Source organism: Nocardioides sp. CER19 (genome assembly GCF_029846275.1).
Lineage (GTDB): Bacteria > Actinomycetota > Actinomycetes > Propionibacteriales > Nocardioidaceae > Nocardioides.
This window is the reverse complement of sequence record NZ_JARVWS010000002.1, coordinates 159,640-179,187: the sequence shown is the minus strand read 5'-3', so window position 1 is coordinate 179,187 and position 19,548 is coordinate 159,640. Positions and strand designations below refer to the sequence as shown.

18 protein-coding genes are annotated in these 19,548 nt (G+C 67.2%); 8 read left to right on the top strand and 10 right to left on the bottom strand.

Annotation, left to right across the window (positions count from 1 at the left end; genetic code table 11):
• Positions 1-160 precede the first annotated feature (160 nt).
• Both QDS12_RS09355 and QDS12_RS09350 read left to right on the top strand, forming a co-directional pair.
• Positions 161-637, top strand: coding sequence for a flavin reductase family protein (locus tag QDS12_RS09355; protein ID WP_279878717.1), 477 nt, complete (start codon positions 161-163; stop codon positions 635-637).
• Between the two features lie 32 nt (positions 638-669).
• On the top strand, positions 670-1,770 hold the full coding sequence (locus tag QDS12_RS09350; RefSeq protein WP_279878716.1) for an LLM class flavin-dependent oxidoreductase: 1,101 nt from the start codon (positions 670-672) through the stop codon (positions 1,768-1,770).
• A gap of 68 nt (positions 1,771-1,838) precedes the next feature.
• Here the strand turns inward: QDS12_RS09350 and QDS12_RS09345 are convergent, their stop codons facing one another.
• The 7 genes from QDS12_RS09345 to QDS12_RS09315 are packed head-to-tail and all read right to left on the bottom strand — an operon-like array spanning position 1,839 to position 9,324.
• Positions 1,839-2,666 (bottom strand): PaaX family transcriptional regulator C-terminal domain-containing protein, encoded by an 828-nt coding sequence (locus QDS12_RS09345; protein WP_279878715.1) that lies wholly within the window; start codon positions 2,664-2,666, stop codon positions 1,839-1,841.
• Positions 2,663-3,103 (bottom strand): hotdog domain-containing protein, encoded by a 441-nt coding sequence (locus QDS12_RS09340; protein WP_279878714.1) that lies wholly within the window; start codon positions 3,101-3,103, stop codon positions 2,663-2,665. The genes QDS12_RS09345 and QDS12_RS09340 overlap by 4 nt, the downstream gene beginning before the upstream one ends.
• Before the next feature lie 12 nt (positions 3,104-3,115).
• Positions 3,116-5,491 carry a bifunctional salicylyl-CoA 5-hydroxylase/oxidoreductase gene (locus QDS12_RS09335; protein WP_279878713.1) on the bottom strand — a complete coding sequence of 792 codons (2,376 nt, stop codon included), beginning with the start codon at positions 5,489-5,491 and terminating at the stop codon, positions 3,116-3,118.
• Positions 5,488-7,131 carry an AMP-binding protein gene (locus QDS12_RS09330; RefSeq protein WP_279878712.1) on the bottom strand — a complete coding sequence of 548 codons (1,644 nt, stop codon included), beginning with the start codon at positions 7,129-7,131 and terminating at the stop codon, positions 5,488-5,490. Before QDS12_RS09330 ends, QDS12_RS09335 begins: the two co-directional genes overlap by 4 nt.
• Positions 7,128-8,036 (bottom strand): acyl-CoA thioesterase domain-containing protein, encoded by a 909-nt coding sequence (locus QDS12_RS09325; protein WP_279878711.1) that lies wholly within the window; start codon positions 8,034-8,036, stop codon positions 7,128-7,130. The genes QDS12_RS09330 and QDS12_RS09325 overlap by 4 nt, the downstream gene beginning before the upstream one ends.
• Complete coding sequence (locus QDS12_RS09320; RefSeq protein WP_279878710.1) at positions 8,033-8,518, bottom strand: cupin domain-containing protein; 486 nt, start codon at positions 8,516-8,518, stop codon at positions 8,033-8,035. Before QDS12_RS09320 ends, QDS12_RS09325 begins: the two co-directional genes overlap by 4 nt.
• A gap of 17 nt (positions 8,519-8,535) precedes the next feature.
• Positions 8,536-9,324, bottom strand: coding sequence for a fumarylacetoacetate hydrolase family protein (locus QDS12_RS09315; RefSeq protein ID WP_279878709.1), 789 nt, complete (start codon positions 9,322-9,324; stop codon positions 8,536-8,538).
• 71 nt (positions 9,325-9,395) lie between these two features.
• On the opposite strand from QDS12_RS09315, the gene QDS12_RS09310 reads away from it, so the two are divergent.
• Positions 9,396-9,836 carry a RidA family protein gene (locus QDS12_RS09310; protein WP_279878708.1) on the top strand — a complete coding sequence of 147 codons (441 nt, stop codon included), beginning with the start codon at positions 9,396-9,398 and terminating at the stop codon, positions 9,834-9,836.
• Positions 9,837-10,143: 307 nt separating this feature from the next.
• Here QDS12_RS09310 and QDS12_RS09305 read toward each other — a convergent pair whose 3' ends face one another.
• Entirely contained in the window at positions 10,144-10,788 is a 645-nt protein-coding gene (locus tag QDS12_RS09305; protein WP_279878707.1) for a matrixin family metalloprotease, read from the bottom strand.
• 274 nt (positions 10,789-11,062) lie between these two features.
• The gene (locus tag QDS12_RS09300) at positions 11,063-11,359 is read right to left on the bottom strand and encodes a hypothetical protein (protein ID WP_279878706.1); all 297 of its coding nucleotides are present in this window, start codon (positions 11,357-11,359) and stop codon (positions 11,063-11,065) included.
• A 316-nt stretch (positions 11,360-11,675) separates the two neighbouring features.
• Here QDS12_RS09300 and QDS12_RS09295 point away from each other — a divergent pair, with 316 nt between their 5' ends.
• The 5 genes from QDS12_RS09295 to QDS12_RS09275 all read left to right on the top strand — a co-directional run bounded on the left by QDS12_RS09295 (position 11,676) and on the right by QDS12_RS09275 (position 17,406).
• Positions 11,676-12,416 carry a hypothetical protein gene (locus QDS12_RS09295; protein WP_279878705.1) on the top strand — a complete coding sequence of 247 codons (741 nt, stop codon included), beginning with the start codon at positions 11,676-11,678 and terminating at the stop codon, positions 12,414-12,416.
• A 766-nt stretch (positions 12,417-13,182) separates the two neighbouring features.
• A complete protein-coding gene (locus tag QDS12_RS09290; protein WP_279878704.1) occupies positions 13,183-14,028 on the top strand; it encodes a TIGR04255 family protein in 846 nt (281 codons plus the stop codon).
• Between the two features lie 11 nt (positions 14,029-14,039).
• Complete coding sequence (locus QDS12_RS09285) at positions 14,040-14,684, top strand: hypothetical protein (protein WP_279878703.1); 645 nt, start codon at positions 14,040-14,042, stop codon at positions 14,682-14,684.
• A 30-nt stretch (positions 14,685-14,714) separates the two neighbouring features.
• A complete protein-coding gene (locus QDS12_RS09280) occupies positions 14,715-15,428 on the top strand; it encodes a hypothetical protein (RefSeq protein WP_279878702.1) in 714 nt (237 codons plus the stop codon).
• Between the two features lie 805 nt (positions 15,429-16,233).
• A complete protein-coding gene (locus QDS12_RS09275) occupies positions 16,234-17,406 on the top strand; it encodes a restriction endonuclease (RefSeq protein WP_279878701.1) in 1,173 nt (390 codons plus the stop codon).
• Positions 17,407-18,550: 1,144 nt separating this feature from the next.
• On the opposite strand, the gene QDS12_RS09270 is transcribed toward QDS12_RS09275, so the two are convergent.
• The gene (locus tag QDS12_RS09270; RefSeq protein ID WP_279878700.1) at positions 18,551-19,492 is read right to left on the bottom strand and encodes a nuclease-related domain-containing protein; all 942 of its coding nucleotides are present in this window, start codon (positions 19,490-19,492) and stop codon (positions 18,551-18,553) included.
• Between the last annotated feature and the right edge of the window lie 56 nt (positions 19,493-19,548).

The following is a 19,548-nucleotide window of genomic DNA, read 5'->3' as shown; positions in this document are numbered from 1 at the left end:
CCTCCTCAGCGCTCCGTGGCTCAGCCGAGCGTACAAGCGGCCTGGCCGCATGTCACGAATCCTTTACGAACGTTTCGAATATGACAGATCAGCGCAAAGCGGATAGCGAGCGAAGCCATCCGGATAGCCGCTGGACGTCGGAGCGCCAGACCATCGAGCCATGACCTGTGTGACCCCGACCACACCCGACGTGACGCCGGCCGTGCTGCGCGAGCAGATGGCACGGTGGCCGACCGGCGTCGCCGTCATCACGACGATCGGGAGCGGACGACCGATCGGCAAGACCGTCAACAGCTTCCACGCCACGTCGCTCGAGCCACCGCTGGTGGGCTGGTGCATCGACCACAGGTCGAGCCAGTTCGCCGAGTGGATGGCCGCCGACGGATACGTCGTCCACGTCGTCGCCCACGACCAGGCGGCCCTGATGAGCCACTTCGCGACGCCGTCCACCGATCGCTTCCGCGGCGTCGACTGGGTGGCTGGCCTCGACGGCATGCCGGTCCTCGTCGAGCCGGTGCCCCTACGCCTCGAGTGCCGCGTCAGCCACCGGCTGCCGGCCGGTGACCACACCTACCTGGTCGGCGAGGTCATCACCATCACCACTTCCGACGCCGTCCCGCTGTGCCTCAAGCGCTGACACGACACCCATCTGAAGGAGACAACACCGACATGAGCATCCCGATCCTCGAGGCGGACCACTTCCGCCTCGGCCTCTTCTCCTCGAACTGCTCCGGCGGGCTCGCGGTCACCAAGATCCCGGAGCGCTGGTCGGCGTCGTGGGAGGACAACCTCGCGCTCGCCAAGCTGGCGGACGAGGTGGGCATCGACTTCATGCTGCCGATCGCCCGCTGGATCGGGTACGGCGGCTCGACGAACTTCCACGAGGGGGTGCTCGAGCCGATTCCGTGGGCCACCGCGATCCTCGCCAACACCCGGCGGCTCAACGTCTTCGCGACGATCCACACCGCGTTCAACCACCCGGCCGTGACCGCCAAGCAGCTCGCCACCATCGACCAGATGGCGCCGGGCCGGGTCGGCGTCAACGTCGTCGCCGGCTGGAACCAGCCGGAGTACGTCGCCATGGGCGTGGACCTGCCGCAGGACCACGACTCGCGCTACGAGATGGCGCAGGAGTGGATCGACGCCATCAACAGGCTGTGGTCTGAGGACGGGCGCTACGACATCAACGGCCGCTTCTGGAACCTCGAGGGCATCGAGTCGGTGCCCAAGCCGATCAACCGCCGACTGCCGATCCTCAACGCCGGCTCGTCCGCGCAGGGCAAGGCGTACGCCGCCCGCAACGCGGACTTCGTCTTCACCATCGTGGGCGGCCCCGAGGACGGTGCCGAGGTCGTCAAGGAGCTGCAGGCCAACTCGGCCCAGCTCGGGCGCCGGGCCGGCGTCCTCACGCCCACCCACGTCGTGTGCCGCCCGACCCGGAAGGAGGCCGACGAGTTCCTCCACTACTACGCCGAGGAGAACGCCGACTGGGACGCGGTCGACAACCTCATGCGCCTGCAGGGCTTGCACGCCCAGTCGTTCAGCCAGGACCTGCTGCAGAACTTCCGCAGCCGGTTCGCCGCGGGGCACGGCACGTGCCCGCTCATCGGCACTCCCGACGACGTGGCCGACGAGATCGAGCGGTTCGCCAAGGCTGGCTTCGGAGGCATCACCTTGGCGTTCGTGGACTACATCGGCGAGCTGGACTACTTCGCCCAGGAGGTCATGCCCCGGCTGGCGAAGAAGGGGCTCCGCCCCGAGACCGTCTGACCCCGGTCGACGTACCAGCGGAAAATGCGGTGGGCGGGTGCTTCGGCGCCCGCCCACCGCTTCGTCGTTCAGGCTTGCGGCCAGAACGACCTCGCGTGCTCGAGCGCCGGCTTCTCGAGGGCGTCGACGAGCTCCTCGAAGAGCGCGGTGGCCTGGGGCGCGCTCCAGTCCGGGCCGAGGACCTCCCGCGGCAGGCCGGGGTCGCGGAAGGGGAGCTTGCGCCAGCTGTCGACCATGCCCAGGTACGCGGCGAAGGCCTCGCCGTCCCGCAGCTGCCGAGCCTCCTCGACCCGCGGGCGGTAGGCGGCGGTGAAGTCGCGGTAGCCCTGGTCGATCGCGGCCAGGTCCCACGAACCGTAGAGCACCTGGGTCAGGTCCTGCGGGCCGTGGTAGTCGCCGACGAAGATGGCGGCGTACGCCGACAGCTCCAGCTCCTCGATGGCACGCTCGGCGGCGGCGCGCATGCGGGCGGGCGCGATCCACAGGGCGGTGCCCACGTTGCCGAACCCGAGGCTGGTCAGATGGGCCCGCAGCTGGTGGCGCCGCGCACGCAGCGACTCGGGCACGCCGAAGTGGACGATGCACCAGCCGTCGTCGAGCTCGGCCGGCTTGCGGGCGTGCCAGATCACCTCGTCACCGGCCGCCAGCGTCCGGTCCGCCTGGGCGGTGAGGACGTAACCACGGGCGCCGCCACGCGTCTGGGACTCGAGCCAGCCGTTCTTCTTGAGGCGGAAGACCGCCGTCCGCACGCTCGGGGCGTCCACGCCGAGCTCCGCCAGCAGGTCGACCGCCGCCGCGATCGGCACCCAGCCGCCGAGCGGGCGGACGACAGCGCCGAGGAACGTGACCAGGGTCGTCCGGGACTGAGGACCCCGCGGCCCGGAGCTCTCGCTCACGAGCCGCATCCAGCCGCGAGAGAGGCGACCCACTCGGCAGGCCACGGCCGCGATGACCGCGCCTCGCCGAACGCCGCCGGTCCCGACCCCAGGTGGACGGTCACATAGCTGCCGCGGGCAGCGAGGACCCGTGCCCTGCCCTCGAATGCCTCGCCCCACACCTCGAACTCCCAGGTCATCGACGAGGTCCCGAGCCGCGCCAGCCACACGATGGCCGTGACGTCCTGGCCGAACACCAGAGGAGCCAGGAAGTCCGCCTCGTAGCGGACCCGCGGCGCGCTCGGGAAGTACCCCTCGATGCCTCGTGAGCGGAACAGCGTGGCCTCGGCGGCCTCGACGAACCGCGTCACCGTGCTGTTGTGGTAGATCCCCGAAGCATCGGTGTCGATCCACTCCACGCGGGTGTGGAAGACACCGGTCGGCTGTCCCTCGCTCACGCCGACAGGCTCTCAGACACCGGTCGAAGCCCGGCGAGGGGTCCATCGCACGTGGACGACCTCTGCGGCGCCCTCACGCAGCAGCTGCAGGCGGGGCGGGACCTTGTCGGTGCGCGACGTCGGTGGCTTGCGCCGGCCTGCGGCCCACTGGACGGGCCAGTCGGCCCCTGCGCCGCGGTAGTCCTGCTCGGCGGCCGCGTGCAGCGTCCAGCTCGGGTCGTAGAGGTGGGTCCGGCCGAGGGCGCAGATGTCCGCGCGTCCCGCGAGCAGGATGGAGTTCACGTCGTCGTACGACGAGATGGCGCCGACGGCGATCACCTTGACGTCCGCCGGCGCGGCGACCCGGTGTCGGATCTTGTCCGCGAAGGGCGTCTGGTAGGAGCGGCCGAACGCCGGCTTCTCCTCCTTGCTCACCTGCCCGGAGGAGACGTCGATCGCGGCCGCGCCGGCGGCGACGAAAGCACGTGCGATCTCGACGGCGTCCTCCTCGGTGTTGCCGTCAGGCATCCAATCGGTGGCGGAGATGCGTACGGTGACGGGGATGCGGGCGGGGACCGTGGCGCGGACCGCCGCGAACACCTCCAGCGGGAAGCGGAGCCTGTTCTCCAGCGAGCCGCCGTACTCGTCCGTGCGGTGGTTGGCGACCGGCGACAGGAAGGAGCTGAGCAGGTACCCGTGGGCGGCGTGGACCTCGATGAGGTCGAACCCCGCGTCGACCGCGCGCTCGGCGGCGGCGACGAAGTCGGCGACCACCGTGTCCATGTCGGCGCGTGTCGCCGCGCGGGGCAGGTGACAGTCGGCGCCGTAGGGAAGGGCCGACGGGCCGACGACCTCCCAGTTGCCCTCCTCGAGCGGCTGGTCCATGCCCTCCCACATGAGCTTCGTCGAGCCCTTGCGGCCGGAGTGGCCCAGCTGGATCCCCATCTTGGCGGTGGAGTGCTCGTGGACGAACGTCGTCACCCTGCGCCACGCGTCGGCCTGTTGGCTGCTCCACAGGCCGGGGCAGCCAGGCGTGATCCGGCCCTCCGGCGAGACGCACGTCATCTCGGTCATCACCAGCCCGGCGCCGCCGAGCGCCTTGGAGCCGAGGTGGACCAGGTGGAACTCGTCCGGCATCCCGTCGGTGGCGGAGTACATGTCCATCGGGGAGAGCATGATGCGGTTCTTCAGCTCCAGCTCACCGATCCGAACGGGCTGGAACATCGCCGGGGCAACATCGGCGGCGCCCTGGTGGCGGGCGAACTCCGCTTCCATGCGCGCCGCGAAGTCGGGGTCGCGCTCCTTGAGGTTCTCGAAGGTGATCCGGCGCGACCGGGTGAGCAGGTTGAAGACGAACTGAGCCGGGTCCTGCTCGGCGTACATGCCGATGTTCTCGAACCACTCCAGCGATGCCTGGGCCGCGCGCTGGGTCGACTCGACGACGGGCTTGCGCTCCGCCTGGTAGGCCTCGAGCGCCGCCTCGGTCGTGGGGTGCTCGTGCAGGCACGCGGCAAGAGCGAGCGCGTCCTCCATCGCGAGCTTGGTCCCGGACCCGATCGAGAAGTGCGCGGTGTGGGCGGCGTCGCCCAGGAGCACCACGTTGCCGTCGTACCAGCTCTCGTTGCGGACCGTGTGGAAGCTGAGCCACTTGGAGTTGTTGGTGAGGATCTCGTGGCCCTGCAGCTCCTCGGCGAAGATCTCCTTGATCCGCTCGACGGCGTACATGTCGGAGACACCGGGCGGGAAGCTCTCGGCCTCCGTCGAGTCGAAGCCGGCGCGGCGCCAGACGTCCTCGTGCATCTCGACGATGAAGGTGGAGCCTTGGTCGGAGTACGGGTACCCGTGGATCTGCATGGTGCCCCACTCCGTCTGCTTGACGAAGAACTGGAACGCCTCGAAGACCAGGTCGGTCCCGAACCAGATGTACTTGTTGTGACGCCGATCGAGGCTCGGCCTGAACACGTCGGCGTACTTCGTGCGGACCGAGGAGTTGAGACCGTCCGAGGCCAGCACGAGGTCGTACGACGCCCGCAGCTCGTCGGGGTCGGGCGCCTCCGTGCGGTAGTGCACCGTGACGCCGAGCTCCGCGACGCGCTCCTGCAGGATCTGGAGCAGCTCCTTGCGGCTCATCGCCGCGAAGCCCTGGCCACCGACTGTGAACGGATGGCCGTTGAAGGTGACGTCGATGTCGGTCCAGCGCGCGAAGCGCTGCTCCATCCGCTGGTGGACGACCTGGTCGGCGCCCTCGATGCTGCCCAGGGTCTCATCCGAGAACACGACGCCGAACCCGAACGTGTCGTCGGGGGCGTTGCGCTCCCAGACCGTGACCTCGTGGGCCGGGTCGAGTGACTTCATCAGGGCGGCGAAGTAGAGCCCACCCGGGCCTCCGCCGACGATCGCGATCCTCATGCTCGGGCCTCCGCCTCGATGATCTGGCGCAGCTTGAAGTGCTGCAGCTTCCCACTGGTGTTGCGCGGCAGCGACGAGGTGAACCGGACGTCGCGGGGGTACTTGTAGGGCGCCAGCCGCGCCTTGACGAAGTCCTGCAGCTCCTTGACCGTGGTCGCATCCGCTGCGACCCCGTCGCGCAGCACCACGAAGGCGCAGACGATGGAGCCGCGATCGGGGTCGGGCTCGGCGACGACGGCCGTCTCCACCACGTCCGGATGCAGGTCGAGGACGGCCTCGACCTCCGGTCCGCCGATGTTGTAGCCGGAGGAGACGATCATGTTGTCCGTGCGGGCGCGGTACGAGAAGTAGCCGTCCTCGTCCTTCACGAACGTGTCACCGGTGACGTTCCAGCCGTTGACGACGTAGCCGAGCTGGCGTGCATCGTCGAGGTAGCGACAGCCGACGGGGCCGATCACCGCCAGCCGTCCCTCGACCCCGGGACCGACCTCCTGACCGTCGGCGTCGAGGATGGTCGCCCGATAGCCGGGGACCGGGCGGCCGGTCGTCCCCGGTCGGATGTCGGCGCCGGCCGCGGAGATGAAGATGTGCAGCATCTCGGTCGCTCCGATGCCGTCGACCACCGTCAGCCCGATGGTGTCGCGCAGCTCCTCCCACGTGGTCTGCGGCATGTGCTCGCCGGCGCTCACCGCGGTGCGCACCTTGGCCAGCTGGGCGACCTTCCCGGCCTTGAGGATCTGCTTGTAGGCCGTCGGCGCCGTCGCCAGCACCGTCACACCGCGCTCGGCGACCAGGTCGGCGAGCTCGGCGGGCGTCGCCGTCTCGGTGAGGAACGCGCAGGCTCCGGCCCGGAGCGTGAAGACGACCAGCATCCCGAGCCCGAAGGTGAAGGCGAACGGCGCCGTGCACGCGACGACGTCGGTCGGGGTCAGGGTCAGGATCTCGCGTCCGAAGGTGTTGTCGATGGAGAGCAGGTCGCGGTGGAAGTGGGTGGTGACCTTCGGGACCCCGGTGCTGCCCGACGTCGGCCCGAACAGGGCGACGTCGTCCGCCGCGGTGTCGACGGGCGCGAACTCGGTCGGCTTGCCCTCGGCACGCCGGGACAGGTCGTCGGCCCCGTCGCCGCCGTACGCCACCACCGTCAGCTCCGGCGCCCCGGTGGCCTGCACCGCGAGCACGTCCTCGACGAAGCGGTGGTCGACCAGCGCGATCGCCGGACGGGTCTTCTCGACGATCGGGCTGAGCTCGGTGGCCCGGAGCGCCGCCATCGTCGTGACCACGATGCCGCCCGCCTTCAGCACCCCGAGCCAGGCGGCCACGGTCCACGGATTGTTGGGCGAGCGCAGGACGACACGATTCCCGCTGACCAGACCGAGGTCCTCGACGAGGACGTGGGCGATCTGGTTCGCGCGCGCCAGCAGCTCGCCGTACGTCCAGACCGCCCCGTCCGGGGTCATCAGGGCCGGCTGGTCGGGTCCGTGCTGGGCGGTCGGGCGGTCGATGATCTCGACCGCCGCGTTCAGCCGCTCGGGATAGCTCAGCGCCGGGGTGGTGAACTCCAGCGTCGGCCACTGCTCGGCCGGCGGGAGGTGGTCGCGGGCGAAGGTGTCGCGGTATCCGGTCGGGCTGAGAGTGCTCACAGGGTCACCCCCGCCCGGAGCATTCCCTCCTGGACGACCGTGGCGACCAGGACACCGGCGGTCGTGAAGAACCGGCCGACCGCGGTGCCCCGGCCGTCCGCGACCGAGATCGCGTCCTGCGCGTAGAGCAGCCAGTCGTCCATGCGCACCGGACGGTGGAACCACATCGCATGGTCGAGGCTCGCCGTGACCAGCCCCTCGTCGGCCCACGCGAGGCCGAGGGAACGCAGGGCCGGCTCGAGGATCGTGTAGTCGCAGACGTAGGCGAGCGCGGCGACGTCGCGCTGCTCGGGGCTCAGGCCGTCGACCTCGCGAAGCGCGTCGAACGGGCGGACCCACACGCACTGCCGCGGCGCCCTGCCGCCCTCGACCGTGAGGTAGACCGGGCCGGGGACGTGTCGCATGTCGAAGCTGCGACCGCCCGACCAGTACGCCTTGGACGTCTCGGTCATGGTCCCGCCGGAGCGGCCTGCCAGGTAGTCGGCCGAGGTCGGCACGGTCTCGGGCCCCGGCACCTCCTTCGGCATGTCGACCTGGAAGCTGCCGCTCGGCTCGCCGGCAGCGAAGCTGGCCAGGCAGACGTAGACGGGCTTGCCGCTCTGGTACGCCCGCACCTGGCGCGTGGCGTAGCCGCGGCCGTCACGCAGGACCTCGACCTCGTAGCGGACCTCGGCACCGATGTCGACCGGGCGCATGAAGTAGGAGTGCATCGAGTGGACCGACTTGTCCTCCACCGTTCGCATGGCCGCCACGAGCGCCTGGGCGACCATGTCGCCGCCGTACGCCTTGGGCCAGGGGCAGGGCTGCGTCGTGGCGCTGAAGGCGACGTCCAAGACCTCGGGCTCGCACGGCTTGAGGGTGACGGCGTCGGTGAAGACGGCGCTGGTCGCGTTCGAAATGGTCACGGGCGGTTCACCCAGTCCTTCAGGTCGGCGTCGTCGACCTGGGCCAGGTTCACCACGATGTTCTCCGGCGTGCGCGTGGTCATCCACGTGAGCGGGTTGTTGCGGTCGAGGTTGCACTCGACGTGCGGCATGAACGGCGGCACGAACACCCAGTCGCCCTCGGACATGTCGATGTAGTCCTCGAACCTCTCGCCGAAGTAGATCCGGGCACGGCCGGAGAGCACGTAGCCGCCGGTCTCCGCCTCACCGTGGTGGTGGGGCACGGACCGGTAACCGGCCAGGTTGTGCACCTTGCCGAACCAGAGCTTGGTGGCGGGCGTGTGTTGGATGCTCACACCGCTGATGCGGGTCGCGCCCTCGGACTGGCCGGTGAGGTCCGGCTCGTGGCCCGCTCGCGTGACGACCGGTACGACAAGGCCGCTCTCGTTGGCGTACATCGAGGCGTCGCCCTCGAGGACGTAGTTGCCGAAGTCGGAGTTCATGAGGGAGTCCTGTCTGGTCAGTGGGTGAAGCGCACTGTGTTGGTGAGCGTGCCGATGGATGCGATCTCGGTCTCGACGACGTCGCCGTCGCGGAGGTACGTCGGCGGGGTCATGCCCATGCCGACCCCGCCCGGGGTGCCGGTCAGCACCACATCGCCGGGACGGAGCACGGTGAAGGTGGAGATGTAGGCCAGGAGGGCCGCGCTGTCGAAGACCAGCGTCTTCGTGTCGCCGCGCTGCCGCTCGACGCCGTTGACGCGGCAGACCACCTCGACGCCCGCGGTCGGGTCGAGGTCATCCGGCGTGACGAGCACCGGACCGATCGGGGTCGTGGCGTCCCAAGCCTTCCCCTGGAACCACTGCAGGGTGCGGCGCTGCCAGTCTCGGACCGAGATGTCGTTGGCGACCGTGTAGCCGGCGATCGCCTGCTCCGCCTCGGCCGCCGTCGCGTTCCGCAGGGTCGCGCCGACCACGACCGCGAGCTCGGCCTCCCAGTCGACCTCGAGGCCGGCCGGAAGCACGATGTCATCGTGCGGGCCGATGAGGGTGTCGGCGTACTTGGCGAAGAGCGTCGGGTGGGTCGGCGTCTCGCGGCCCGTCTCGGCGATGTGGTCGCCGTAGTTGAGGCCGCAACAGATCACCTTCCCCGGCCTGGGCAGGGGGAGGACCGGCACGGCGTCAGGGAGCGCGTCGCCCACCCCCCAGTCGGCGCCGGAGGCCAAGAGGCTCGAGAGATCGGGAGCAGGCAGCGCCCGCCACGCGTCGTTCTGCCACACCGCCGCGGTCGAGCCCGCCGGCGTTGCCACCGTTGCCAATCGCATATGTCAGTTTTCGCACGAACGTTGCTTGTATGTCAATAGATGGCTACGGTGACGGCATGACTTCGAAGACCTCGGACCTCACGCCGATCGCGGTCAACCCCGCGGACCTGGCCGCCCCCAGCGGCTACTCGCACGGCACCCTCAGCGGGAACACGCTCTACCTCGGCGGCCAGACAGCACTCGACGCCGACATGCAGATCGTCGAGGGCGGGATCGTCGAGCAGTTCCGGCAGGCGTTCTCCAACGTCCTCACGACCCTGCGAGCGGCGGGCGGCGTGCCAGAGGATCTCGTCTCGATCACGATCTACCTGACGGACATCCCGGACTACCAGGCACACGGGCGGGAGATCGGTCAGGTGTGGCGCGAGCTGGCTGGTCCCGTCTACCCGGCGATGGCCGGCATCGGCACGACCGGGCTCTGGCAGACGGAGGCCATGGTCGAGATCCTCGGGGTCGCCGTCATCCCCGACGAGCGGCTCGTGCGGTCCGCCACGTGAGCCGGTGAAGCCGCCGCGGGACAGGAGTGACCCTCGCCGTCAACGTCTCTGAGGAATCTCCTGCAGCCGGCTCGGTCGGGGCGGACGAGCCTCGCTGCGCTGAGCAGCTGTCCGCCGCCGGACGGGCGGTTCCAAGAGGCTGACAGCGCGACCCGGACGGGCTTGCGTCTGGCCACATAGGGGCAGCAACAGCGCGCCGTTGTTTGGCGGACTGGCAGGCCGAGCTAGGCACGGCGTCGAACAGCATGTTCGCGAGTGGGACGCCACCGGCGGGCAAGTACTGACCGCGTCGCGTGTGGGTCAGCGATCAGGCCCCACAGCTTCCGGACCCCAGTTTGGCAAGGCCATTGAGGTCACCGGCCCCATATGCGAGTTGACCCTGATTCACGGCCGACATCAACTGACTCGGGTCGTCGACGTGCCCGAGGCCCAAGACGTGGCCAAGCTCGTGCATGACGACGGCCTGTTCGGCGGCCGTCTTGTGGTCCGCGCTTTGTCGCGCGAACCAGTCACGCTTCAATGCGACCGCACCCGTCACATAGTGGGGCATCACAATTCCGTTCATCGTGAGCGCTGTGCTGCCGCCTAGCCCGACGGTGTCGCTAGTCGCCGTCGCGCTCTTGAGCTGCGGAAGGAAGGCGATGACGATCGGCCTCGGTTTGGTCCCTTCTTGCCGGCTCTGCCAGCTGTCTTCGCTGATGCCGTCGTACGCGAAGCTCAGCCCCGATGCCTCCTGGGCGGCGTCGATCGCCGGCATGATGAAGGCCAGGTAGTCGGGTGGAGCGCCCGCCGGGTTGATGACGTAGTGGATCGGCTTGCACGGGTCGTAGGTCACAGGGTCACCAGCGGCGTCGGTCTTAGCGATGTTGTAGGCACGCGACGTCTCAAGGGGAACGACGATCGGACGAAGCCTGTCGGGGCCGCCGATCCCGAGGCTCTGCGCGAGCGGCACCAGCGGCCCCTTGCCGAGCAGAGCCGCGGAGGCCCCGAACACCAGCAGTAGAAGCGCCGTGATGACCGCCGCGCTCCCAGGGAGTCGGCGACGGCGCCGCTTCGTCACTGCCGTGTGCCCCGTGTTCGATGGTCGGGTCGCGGTTCCGCCGCGAGTCACACCCGTCCAACGGGTTCCGTCATGGAACCTCTCGCCGTCGCTGCCAGGATCCGGGTACCAACCCCTTGTCGAAGTCACCGCGGCCGCCGTGGAAGGTATGCCGGGTGCGCGTCGGTCACAGTCGGTTACTCAGGTCTGCGTACGTGCCGATCCCGAGCGCAGGCAAGAGCAGCACAGGGACGAGCACCACGATGATGACGAAGACCACGAGACCCAGCCAGGGACGTCCCTTCCAAGCGTGCAGAACGCCACCCCCAAGGACAGCACCCGGGACGACGAACGGCAGCGACTCCTGCAGCACATAGGCGCACCAGACAACAACTGCTCCGTAGAGCACCAGGCCGGCGATGCGAACCGAGATCGCGCGAGCAAGTGCCCGGCCTCGCGACGAGCTCTGCTGGTGCCGTGCCACATCTCTCATCGGAAGGTGACAGGCCAGGCAGCCGGACGAGTTGGCCGCGACCTCACCCCGGCAGAGCGGACACACAAGACCCTGCATTCAGCGCACCTTCCTCCGAACGGTCGACCGAAGGTTAAGGAGGAAGAACAGCCGGCCGCAGGCGATTCGTGGAGGTGGACCGATGGTGCTCGGCCGAGCCGAGCACACGTGTTCCTGCTTCGAAGGACGGTGCGCCTCCCCTCGCACCCGGCTCGGTTCCGAGGCAGCGGGCCGAACCCGATCCCTGGAGGGTGCAGAGCCTTTACTCTTATGGTGACGAGGAGGCCACGTGGACCCGAAGCAACTAGCTTCTCAAGCGCTGACCAAGGCCTTGACCTTCCAGGGTCCGGTTGCGCGCAAGAACTTCGAGCGACTCCGCCGCGTTCATCCGAACGATTCACCCGTTCAACTCCAACGCCGAATCACGAAGTACTACCTCTCTACGGTGGCCACCTCCGGCGGCGCCATGGGTGCCGCCGGTGCCGTGCCCGGTGGTGGCATCCCGTCAGCAGCTTTCGATGTCGTGGCCTTCACCGAAGCGTCGGTGCTCTATGCGCTCACCCTGGCCGAACTCCACGACCTTCATCCTGAGGACCTAGAGCGGCGGCGACTACTCGTTCAGACGATCCTCATCGGCGACTCGGCGATCACGGCCCTCAACAAAGGCGTAGGTCGGGCAGTCCCCTTCTGGGGGTTCAGGATCGTCAAGAGGATCCCTATGTCGGCGGTCAACGCGGCGAACAAGGTGCTCGGGCCTCGGTTCATTACCAAGTACGGCACGAAGCAGGGCGTCCTCGTGCTGAGCAAACAGATTCCCCTGGGGCTGGGTGTCGGGGTAGGAGCTGGCGCCAACTACCTCATCGGACGGACCATCGCGGGCACGGCAAAGAAGGTCTTCGGTCCGCCACCGGCGACGTTTGCTTCAGAACAGGACGCGGCGGAGGACGTTCTCGAACCGGTTTGGATCACGGACGAGAACGATCGCGGCGAGGACGATGGCTCGGTCTCGATCGAGCCCGACCAGGGCTGAGTGGTCGACCAACGGCGGTCGTTGGCTTGGGCGCGGTGATGGACAAGTGAACCGGCGGATCCGACTCAAATATCGTGCAACACTCAGCTGGTGCCGGCGAAAGAAGGTTCAGCGCGGAGCTCCTCACCTTGATTCGTGAAATGTGTCGACCTCCGAGCCGATCTTCACGATCGCGTCTGGCCAACCGAACTGGATTTACAGTCTAGGTAAAGAGATCTCCCGAACTGGGCGGTCAAGCGAACAGACTCGCGCTCGGACACAGCTTGGACATGAGACCGCCGTCTCAGGATTCGAACGTCCCGGACTGACTCAGTTCGTAGACACCCGAAAGTAGAGGGAAGTTGTACAGGCGCCCTTGAGGGACGTCGGCGCCGCCCGGTTCTTCGAAACTCAGCCTACGCCGCCGATCAGGTTGCCAGGTCGGTGGCGTCCATGTCGATCAGCGCTCGGTATGCCCGCTGTGCAATCAGCACTCGTTGTCGAGCGTACCGCGGGTTGGTTGCGGACTCTGGGGCCCACAAGGCCCAACGCCCTGCCTCGACGCTGACGGCGGAGGGCACGCAAGAGGACCACCGTTGCGACCTGTGGGATAAGACACCCCAAGGCAAAGTTTGGCCTGCCTTCAGGCGGAACCGATCCTCGGTGTCGGTCGTTCCCGATAGTGTCGGTCTCAGTGCGACTCTTGGTACCGTAACCGGTGATGGATCCGGTACCGGGACGAGTGCTACGGTCACTCATCCAAACACACAAAGGGGGTTGACTACGCATGCCGACAACCCATCCACTCGTCTACGGGGTCCTCGAGCTTCGGGTGCCCTTCTCCCCGTCCTTGACAGTTCCGGACTCTGCCCACCGGCTCGCGACGATTCTGGGCGATCTCCTGCCCGTCCTTCGTCAGGAGCAGAGCACGACCCTCGCGCCGGATCCCAACGGAGTCATGACGCTTGCGCCCGGGGGCATGGGATGGCGCCTGCTAAGCGTTGACAGCACGAGAAACCTAGTTCTGTCGAACACGTCCATTCACTACGAGACGACGCGATACCCCGGATACGAAGTCTTCTGCGAGGAAATCCGCCGTTGCCTGTCTGCCATCGCTGAGGTCGCCGCCCCCGTGGGTATCGACCGCCTCGGTCTTCGCTACATCAATGAGATCCGGCCCGAGGCCGCACCTACGACGTATCAGGCATGGAGTCGGAGCATCGCGCCGACGCTTGTGGAAGCCTTCACTGAGCTTGAGACCACTATGGGCGAGGCTTGCTCGCGGCGCTCCGACAACCGCTGTGAGTTGATGACGGCGGAGTCAACCTTGCAGTTCGCAATGCCAGAGAACACGGCACTCACGCTTCGAATGGCGAACCTTCAGGGACCTGGGATCGTAGGAAATGAGCCGCTTCGGCGGGCACCAGTTCCGGACCCCGGCCCCTTCTATGTGATCGACTTTGACGGGTATTGGCCGCGCCAAGCCGCGGAAGTACGCGCGTTCGATGTTGATGACATGCTCGGCTTGATCGAGCAAGTCCACAGTCCAGTTAAGTCTGCGTTCAATTGGGCTACCACGGCCGACTATCGCGCCGACGCCGGCGTTGGCGCCGGCCGGCAAGCAGCGGAGTAGAGATGACAACTATGACCGAACCGACGACGACCGGAAGCTCCCAACTCTCATACGAGCCGCAGATGGATTCCACGACAGCGCCCCAAGTCTCGCGGTGGAACGACCTTCGGAGTCGGGCGGCCGGTGTTCGCGATCAGAGCCGCATCGTTGGCGCAGACGCCGAAGAACTGCACCGCGAAGTGCAGGACTATGACTTGAGCGATCGTGCCGCCGTCCATGTGCGACGTGGGCACGCGGCTCTGCTCGAGGAGCTTTCGAATTTCGGCCTCGGCTGGAACGAGATTGCCACCGCGGCCGGCGTGAGTCTCTCAGCCGTGCGCAAATGGCGGAATGGCGGCGACTGTTCAGCGGACAACCGGATGGCGCTCGCCCGACTCGTCGCCCTCATTGAACTGGCAACCGAGGCCATGATCGAAGACGCTGCGGGCTGGCTACTGACTCCAGTTGTGGATGGCTACACGATCCGACACCTTGATCTGATCGCCGCTGACCGACCGGACTTGGTCCTAGACTTCGCGTTTCAGCGCAAGGGTGGACGGGACGTCCTCGACGAGTTTGATTCCGAGTGGCGTGACCACTACCGCAGAAAGTTCGACGTTGTTACGGATGGAGATGGCGTTCGGAGCCTCAAGCGTCGGGAGACGCCCGAGAGGTGACATAGCGTCTGGCGAAGACAGGGGCGGGGCTTGACTACGGAACTCGAGGATCCAACGGATCCGGAAGCGATGTACTTGGAGGTCGGTACTGCCGTACCGGTCGCGAGACCGATCATGTTTGGTGACGTCTTCCGCGACGTGTCATGCATCCGGGGCGGCGCTCCTAGCCCTTTCGTCATGGTTGTAACGCACCCCTGCTCGATGCGCTCCGGGACGGAACTCAAACAAACCGTCGTTACGGCTTCCCTTGGCGATCCCGGATACCCTGGGCGTAAGGCGGCAAAGTGGCGGCGTGGCTGGTTTGACCAAATGCCGATCTTCGACCTCAGTGGGGGTGCGGAGATCATGGCAGTCGACTTCGGGGCGCTCCATGCCTCAGACACAGCGCAACTCAGCCTGGACAACCGCGTCTTGGCCCTCAGCAACTACGGCATCGCGGTGACCCTCCAGCGGTGGATCTACCAGTTGTCGCGGGACCCTGTGCCGCTTGGCGACCTCGACGGGTACATTGCGCCGCCTCTGGCCGAAGTAGAAATTCAGGAGGAATGGTGCCAGGTCGCCCTGGACACCGCTCCAGCCGATTCGGAGGTCGCCGACGTACTAAAGGTTGCGGGCGAGCGCGTACAGGAGATTCTCGGCAGGCCGGGCAGCGGCGGCCTTCGAGACGGTTTGCTGGAGTCGAGCTCACGGGCTGACGTGCGCCGGAAGGTTAAAGCGATCCGGATGGCTGAGCTGGGGCGATGACCTATCCGGGTGCAGTCGTAGCCAACCCGGGGCCTGCTCAAGGCAAAGCACTGTCCGTTGCCCGAAGCCATCGTCTGCCTCCCCAGACCAGATCGATCGACTGCGGCACTTCCGAGAGATCGCTCCTCGGCCGCAACGGCGCGACTGCCCGCGTGCGCACGACACAAAGCGGGCCATGTGGGCCGAACGTCCGATCGCCATGCGGATCAGCCTGCTGGTAGGCCCCTGGACGAGCGGGACGCGAGGCTGGTTGCGGCGCCACCCGAGCAGCGTTTACGCCACGTTCCACCGCAACGAAGTCGTGGCATCGGTCAGAGCTAGCCATGCAATGTCACGTGCGCAGGTTGGGGGATCCTTCGATCACCGCGGTGTCATCCGGCGGGACTTCCTATGATGACCCCACGCCGACTTGGTGCGTCGCGGTTAACGTTCCGTTTCGCGATAGGTGCTTCCACGACCGTGCCGCTCCGGCACGTCTGCCGCACACCTTAGATTCCCTCAAGGGATTCGAATTCCTTATCAGCGTCCGCCATCGCTGCCGGATTGTCAGAACGACGAAGTTGGCGGGGTCACCTGCGCGATCGGACTGGTGATCCCGAACGCGGACATGCGTCGGCAGGGACGCCGAAGGTGCGGCCCAGACTTGACTCCCCCGGCCAGCCCGGCCGCACACAGCCCAGTTAGGCGCCGGGCACTCGAACTGCGCTGGCGGCCCACGATATTGCCGGCGCGACCACTAACGTGAGTTATCGGTCACGGATCGAGCAGGAGCAGAGCCCGCGGCCCCCGAGGAAGGCATGTTGAAGTGGAGTTGAACGAGTTGCTTGACGTGATGGACCGAGCTGCGGCGAATCTCGCCAAGCTTGAGCAGGTGTGGCTGCGAGCAGCGCCGATGATCCCTGATAGCCCTATCTACCTGACGACCCCGACCGAGTATGAGGACCTCGCGCGCGACTGGCACGACCTCCTCACTGGCATCCCACCGATCGACGGCTGGCGGATCACGGTCGAGTTGCCCGATCCGGCTGCTATCGGCCAGGCCTTCATCGATTACCAGGACAGCGGTGAGCCGCCGATCAGCGTCTTCGAGGAGAGCGTCGGGCCGCAGCGCGGACTCGCCGAGTACCGACAGCGACTCGCCAAGGCTCGCCGGCGCGCAATCCGGGCTCGGCTCGAGGAACTGACCGCCTTGGTGGATGGGACCCTTCCCGCGATCGTGGCTGGCGTTCCCCGAGACTCGACCGACGAACTCAAGAGCGACCACGTCACCTTGATTCGGGGCGCAGTCACCGAGATCGAGCGGCTCCTCGGCGACGCAGTGCAGAGGACTGGACGCTGGAGCGACATGCACCGGCACTTCTACTTCAGCGAGGGCCACGACTGGCACGACGTTCTGGAGTTCGATTGGCCCTCGGTGCGTCCAGATGTGCTCGCCGCGGGTATCGCGGACACAGACCCGCTCGAAGTGCCGGCGATCGACCTGGGCGTAGCGGCCGCGAGCAGTCCTACCGGCGGCGCAGTCACTGCGCTTGCTTGGGACAACCTCGACCCTGACGACTTCGAGCGGCTGCTGTACGTCCTGCTGCACGCCTTGCCCGGGTTCCAGAACGTGCAGTGGCTCATGCGCACCACAGCTGCCGACCGCGGCCGTGACCTCTCCGTGGAGCGGGTCCTGTCGGATGGCTCCGGCGCGGTTCGCACTGAGCGCGTCATCGTCCAAGCCAAGCATTGGCGCACGAAGTCTGTCGGCGTCGACGAGGTGAGCACCAACGTGGCTCAAATGAAGCTCTGGGAACCACCGCTCGTGGAAGGGCTCATCATCGCGACAAGCGGCCGCTTCACATCCGATGCCGTCGCTTGGATCGAGGCGCATAACCAGCGAGGGGTCGCGCCCCGCGTAGAGGCGTGGCCAGACAGCAAGCTCGAGAGTCTCCTGTCCGGCCACCCGGACATAGCGCCGGTCTTCAAGTTGCGCTAGCGACCAGTCGCGCAATGCGTACCGGGGTGGTCCAGTCTCTCGGGGACGCCGCCTGCACGGCACCCGGCCATGCATCGAGGGTCACCGATCCGCCGCTTCGTGGGTCTCCCGCCCGTCGGACACACCTGCCGCGGTCCACTCGGCCACGGTGGCTGCGGGCGCCGAGGTGCACGGATCCGCAGCGGCAGATGCGTTTCCAGCTGGCGTCCTTCCGCCGCCTTCGCAGCGCACCGCGAGACGCCTTGGCGTAGGAAGTTGGATCCAATGGGACGTCCATCTAGCCGAAATTCTTGGCCGCTCTTACAGGAGGCGTTCGAACTCGATCATGTCGACGACAGGCCCCGCCCAGGTCCAACAGATCCGGTGACCGGCATCGTGACGGCCGACTAAGCCTTGCCGATGCATCCGTCGAAGAACCCGGGCGCACATCCAACCCTCTGCGTATGCACTCAACAGGTCGGTCTCGACCCAGCGCCCACCGATCAAGCGATGCCCGAGGTGCTGGACGACCACGCGGTCGGCACCGCCGATCGGCTGGCGGGCGGAAGAACGGCAAACGCATCCGTGCTCAAACAGCACTCGTGTCTTCCGCCCGACTGCCCTTGCGTCCATGCGCTCGGTGGTTCGCTCGAGCAGCGCGGCGATCTGATCCTGGAGCGCAACGCTCTGGGGATTCGGCCGGCGGCTCATGGGGACCACCGCTCGCGCGTCCCGCGTATCGGCGCCACCGCACGCAGACGCGATAATCGCACTCGGACTCGCCGAGTGCCTCGGTCCCTCCCCCGACCATGAACCATGGTCTCACCGGCGGCGATGTTCCAAGATCCGGAGGCCGTGACGCATGGCCTCCGCAGGCATGATGATGAAGCCACGATGTTGCCTCTTAGACAGGCGATGTTGAGGCCTGGGTCGGTGTTCACGCACCGGCTCAGGCCGCTTGTATTGTATGCCGGATCCACACCAGCGTCCCGCTCCAAGGCCAGCCGTCAAGAGCTGCGAGGTCGATCTGTGGATAACGGACGCGCCAGCGAGGTGCTCCGGACTGGCAGGCCGACGCATGGAGCGTCGCAACCTGTGACGTGGGCGAAGTAGGGCTCAGCGGGGACGTGAGAAGGACCTGCGAGCGAGACGATGCCTGAGCGCTTCAGCCCCGCCAGGTCGTGGAGCGACGACCCACATCGTGGATCGCCTCGATGGTCGACGGGTCGAGGATCTCCCCATGACGCAGCAACCACTTCGTCAACTGCATGCGTGGAACAACCGTGACCCCATCGGGCTGGCTCTTCACCAGGACGTCTGCAGCGTTGACGGTGACGATCAGGCCTTCGACAAACACAGGGAAGCCGCATTCACGCGAGAGGGTCTCGGCCGCTCGGTTGGCCTCGTGCCGACTGTTGCGGACATAGGGCTGCTTGTTGCCGTTCACCATAACCGTGTTGCCGCCGACCCAGATCTTAGCGCCGGGGTGGTGCTTGGCGTTGGCGGTGAACACGCCGCCAGGGCCGACGACCAGGTGGTCGATGTCGGATCCGCGGTTGCCCACGGGAATTGCGTGAATAACGCGCCAGCGAGGATCCTTCTTCATCAGCTTGTCGAGCTGGGCTGCCACCTTCTCTTCGCCGTCCGCGCCGATTCGCCACGCTCGTTCCTCGGTGTGGATTCTGAACGCACGGGCAACCAGCGTGCGCACCGGGGCGGCGACCTGAGCGGAAACGGCTTGTTCGCGCGCCGCAGAGCCGGGCGCGTTGGTCGCCAAGTCAACCCACGGCCGCTCGGCGGCAGGTCCAAACTCTTTGGGTGCGGGATCCGGGACGGGGATCGAGTCTGCGGCGCCGCCGACGGAGACGGCGTCCACGGCATCCACGGCGTCCACGGCGTCCACGGCGTCCACGGCGTCCGCTGCCAGCGCAGGCTCCGACTCCGGGACTCTCGCAGGTGTGACCTGAACATTCGCGGCCTTCCAGCCGTCCACGGCAGCGATCAACGGCTCGAGGTCATCGGGATTCTCGGGGTGCGGCTCATCGGTAGCGAGGTCCCACCAACCGACTTTGCGCTCCTCGGCGGACTGGACGTACAGCCGGTCCATGCCATAGCGCTTCCACCGTCTCACTACCAGCGAATCCCTGCCCGTCGCCGCGCTCA